The organism is Burkholderia sp. Ac-20384, from assembly GCF_017104605.1.
In the GTDB taxonomy this organism is placed as follows: Bacteria; Pseudomonadota; Gammaproteobacteria; order Burkholderiales; family Burkholderiaceae; genus Burkholderia; species Burkholderia lata.
In genome coordinates this window covers 1-763 of sequence record NZ_JAAGPE010000711.1, presented here as the reverse complement: position 1 = coordinate 763, position 763 = coordinate 1, and the positions used below count along the sequence as shown (strand labels likewise).

Sequence of the window (763 nt, the reverse complement as noted above, 5' to 3'; positions counted from 1 at the left end):
CGGCGACGATGCGCGCGCGCTGTGGCACGACCACTTCGGGATGACGCCGAACGAGGCGCACGACGCGGTGCGCACGCTCGCCGCTGCCGGCCTGCCGGTGGCCGGGCTGCACGTGTTCTCCGGCCCGCATTCATTCATCCGCCAGGACGCGACGCAGCCCGACACGCTCGTGCTGCCCGAACGGCTCGCGGCGCTCGCCCGCGATCTCGCGCCCGCGAACGGCGCCCCGCTCGCGTCGCTGAGTCTCGGCGGCGGCTTTGCCGACGATCACCCGGGCGATGCCGCGTTCGAACGCTATGCCGCCACGCTCGCCCCGCTGGCCGGCCAGTACTCGCTCGCGCATGAATCCGGCCGCGCGATCTTCGCCGATGCGGGCGTGTTCGCGACCCGCGTCGTTGCGGTCAAGACGTGGCAGGGCCGCACGATCGCCGTCTGCGACGGCGGGCTGTCGCATGCGTTTCTGCTTGCACAGACCGAATCGGTGATGCGCCGGCTCGCCGCGCCGTCGCTCGTGCGCCGCACTGCGGAGCCGCCGGTACGTGGCGTGCCGACGATCTACGTCGGCAGCACCTGCAGCCGCGCGGACGTGATCGGCCGCGACGACACGGGCGCACCGCCGCAGGTCGGCGACATCGCGGTGTTTGCGCGCTGCGGCGCGTATCACCGCACGTACTCGATGGCGCATTTCCTGTCCCACGAAGCCGCGCACGTGTACGTGCGGCCTGCCTAGACCCACCTGAGAGAGGAGCCGATCATGAACGCA

General features: G+C 71.8%; 1 pseudogene. It reads left to right on the top strand.

The window, feature by feature from the left end:
• Positions 1-730: pseudogene (locus G3O00_RS42960) on the top strand (PLP-dependent decarboxylase); the annotation flags it as partial.
• Positions 731-763 lie beyond the last annotated feature (33 nt).